The organism is Streptomyces ossamyceticus (genome assembly GCF_001418475.1).
Lineage (GTDB): Bacteria > Actinomycetota > Actinomycetes > Streptomycetales > Streptomycetaceae > Streptomyces > Streptomyces ossamyceticus.
Genome location: NZ_LIQX01000653.1, coordinates 1 through 3,368, shown reverse-complemented (window position 1 = coordinate 3,368; position 3,368 = coordinate 1). Strand labels below are relative to the sequence as shown.

Here is a 3,368-nt window from a genome sequence, read left to right as displayed (position 1 = left end):
CCCCTGCTCCGCCTCATGCCTCGCCCCACGCCCCGCTCCGGGACCGATCGGCGACCTCGTCGGGCCGCCCCACCGGTCACCTCGTTCAGGGAACAGAGCCGCCGGGCCTCGGGTGGGGGGCGGCTCAGGCGTCCCGCCGGTCACGCACATCGGCCACCGGCCGTGAGGAGGGCCCTGACGTCGTCGGCGTCGGGGTGGCCGAGGGTGATGAGGATGGTGAGCGCCTGCTGCCAGGCCGCGTGGGCGTCGTCGTGGTTGCTCATCGCGCGATGGGTGTCGCCGATGTGGACGAGGGTGCTCGCCTCCAGGTACGGCACGCCCAACTGCTGGTAGAAGTCGAGCGCGTTGCCGTAGCCGAGGAGGGCCTGCCGGTGGCGGCCGAGATGGTGGTGGGCGAAGGCGATGCTGTGCCAGGTGGCCGCCTGGCCGTAGCGGTCGCCGAGGTCCTGGAGCAGGGGCAGCGCCTGGAAGCAGTGGCTCAGCGCCTCCCGGTACTCGCCGAGCAACGCGTGATACCAGCCGACCGAGTTGAGGACACTGGCGTGCGCGGCCGGGCGGCCGCTGTCCCGGAACAGTTCCAGGGCGAGCCGGTTGTGGCGCAGCGCGCCCGGCAGGTCGCCCTCCTGGTCGCAGGTCCAGCCGAGGCTGCGGTGGGTGTCGGCCCGGCCGATGGCGTCGCCCAGCCCGGTGAAGAGTTCCAGGGCCCGGTCGAGACGGGGCCGGGCCAGCTCGTGCAGTCCCAGTCGCCCCTCGGCCCGGGCCAGCGCACGCAGCCCCCTCGCCTCCCACGCCGGATCGCCCAGCCGGAGTGCGGCGTCGAGCGCGGTCCGCTGGGTGGCCGCCCAGTCGTGCCAGTGGCCCCGCCGGTCGAAGTACGGCTCCAGCGACCAGGCCAGCAGACAGGCGAGCCGGTCCCGCCCCGAGCGCACCGCCGCCTCGATCACGGCCAGGAGCACCGGGTACTCGGTCGTCAGCCACGCCAGGGCCTGCTCGTGATCGCCGAACGACTCGACCCGCACGCCCACCGGGACCGGCCCCGGCGCCAACGGATCCTCCTGCGGGGCGAGCAGCCGCTGGCCGGCGTGGGCGGCGTGCAGGTGGTAGGCGTACAGCCGCCCTGGGGCCGCGTCGTGGTCGGCGAGGTCGTGTCCAGAGGCCGTTTCGTGCCCGGCGGTGATGTCCCACTCCACCCTCGCGTCCCGCCGCGCTGCCGTGTCGCGCTCCGTTGCCGGGTCGCTCCCGGTGGGGGTCTCGCCGTCCGGCTCCTTTCCGGCCTCCCGCAGGAGTTCGGTCGCGTGGGCGCGGAGGAGGTCGTGGAGGGCGTAGCGGCCGGGAGCGTGCTCGTGGACGAGGTGGACGTCGGCGAGTTCGGTCAGCAGGGAACGGGCCCGGCGCGGCGGGAGCCCGGCCAGCGCGGCCGTCGCCGCCGCCGAGAAGTGCGGGCCCGGGTGCAGGGCGAGGAGCCGGAAGAGGCGGGCCGCGTCCGCCGACACGGCACTCAGGGACCATGAGAAGACCGCGCCGACGTTCGCGGACGCGTCGCTCCGGCTGAACGCGTCGAGGCTGCCGTGCGCCTCCCGCAGCTCGGCCGCGATCGCCGACAGCGCGAAACGCGGATGCGCGGCGGCGCGGGCCGCGACACACGCCAGGGCCAGCGGCAGCCCCGCGCACAGCACGGCGATCTCGGCCACAGCCCGCGACTCGCCGGTCAGCCGCGCCGCACCCAGCCGCCGTTCGAGGAACGCCCGTGCCTGCTCGGCGTCCAGCGGGCGCAGCGTCAGCGCGTGCGCGCCGTGCGCGGACACGAGCCCGGTCAGCTGGTTGCGGCTGGTGACGATGGCCAGGCACCCGGGCGCCCCCGGCAGCAACGGCCGTACCTGCTCGGTGTCGCGTGCGTTGTCCAGCAGCACCAGGAACCGCCGCCCGGCCAGCAGGCTGCGGTACAGCGCGGCCCGTGCGTCCACGCCGTGCGGGACCCGCTCCGGGGGTACGCCCAGCGCGTCGAGGAACACCCGTACGGCTTCGTCCGCGCCCATCACCGCGCCCGAGGGGGTGAACCCCCGCAGGTTGACGTACAACTGCCCGTCCGGGAACCGGTCGGCGACGCGGTGCGCCCAGTGCACGGCGAGCGTGGTCTTGCCGATGCCGGCCATACCGCCGATGGCGCTGATGACGACGGTGCCGGGGGCGGAGGCAGGCGGGCCCGGCGTGGTGTCCAGGAGGGCCAGCACCTCCTCCAGCTCCGCCCTGCGGCCGGTGAACGTCGGCAGATCGTGCGGGAGTTGGGCCGGGACGGGTGCGGGCGCGGTTTCTGAAGTCGGTGCCGGTGCCGGTGCCGGTGCCGGTGCCGGTGCTGGTGCGGTTGCCTGCGCGGACGCGGACGCGGACGGGGAGTCGGATGCGGAGTCGGGTGCCCGTCGGGGCGCGGGCGCTGATGCCTGTGCGGCGGCGCGGCCGGTGGTGGGGCAAGGGGCGGGCGCGCTCCGGGGCTCCGCCCCGCGCAGGACCGTCCGGTGTGCCTCCCGCAGTTCCCGTCCCGGATCGATGCCCAGTTCGTCGGCGAGTCGTGTGCGGGCGGTCCGGTAGGTGGTCAGGGCCTCGGCCGTGCGGTCGGTGGCGGCCAGGGTGAGGATGAGCCTGGCCAGCAGGGGTTCGTCGAGCGGTGCGCCGAGCGCGGCCTCCTGGAGGGCGGGCAGCACCGCGCCGGGTGTGCCGGCGCGCAGGGCTCCGTCGGCCGCCTCCCGTACGGCCGCCAGACGCTCGCGGTCGAGTTGGCCGAACCCGGCCCGCTCCCGGACATCGGCGGCGAGACCGGCGCCGACCGGTCCGCGCCACAGATCCAGGGCCTCGGTGAGGAGGTCCACGGTCCGTGCGGGCGCCGCGTCCGGATCGGCGGAGGCCCGCCGTGCCTCGTCGCGCAGTCGGCGGAAGCGGAGCAGGTCCAGACAGTCGTCGTCGACCAGGAGCCGGTACCCGCCCACCTCACGGACGAGCCACCGGCCCACGGCTCGGGTGGGAAGCCCGGGCTCCAACCACCGGCGCAACGAACCCACATGGCGGCGTATCACATTGACGGCACTGTCCGGCGGGCGCCGCCCCCACAGCACGTCGACGATCTCGCCCACCGCGAGCGGTCGCCCCGCCCGCGCCAGAAGCAGCGCCAGGAGCGCCTGTTCCTGCGGACGGCCCGGTGCCAGCTCCACCCCGGCCCGCCGTACCCGGACCGACCCCAGAACCGCGAACGACACCGGCTCCAGTGCCAAGGAGGCCCCCTTGTATCTCGTATCTCGTATCTTCTGTGACCCCATGACGATACGTGGCCCCCGCGAGTGACCCAGCGTCACGCGGCGGAGGGCGGAGGGCGGAGG

Annotated in this window: 1 protein-coding gene; it reads right to left on the bottom strand. The window is 75.2% G+C overall.

Annotated elements, in window-relative coordinates; translation table 11 throughout:
• Positions 1 to 140: 140 nt before the first annotated feature.
• Complete coding sequence (locus tag AOK15_RS35835) at positions 141 to 3,263, bottom strand: AfsR/SARP family transcriptional regulator (RefSeq protein WP_055522614.1); 3,123 nt, start codon at positions 3,261 to 3,263, stop codon at positions 141 to 143.
• Positions 3,264 to 3,368 lie beyond the last annotated feature (105 nt).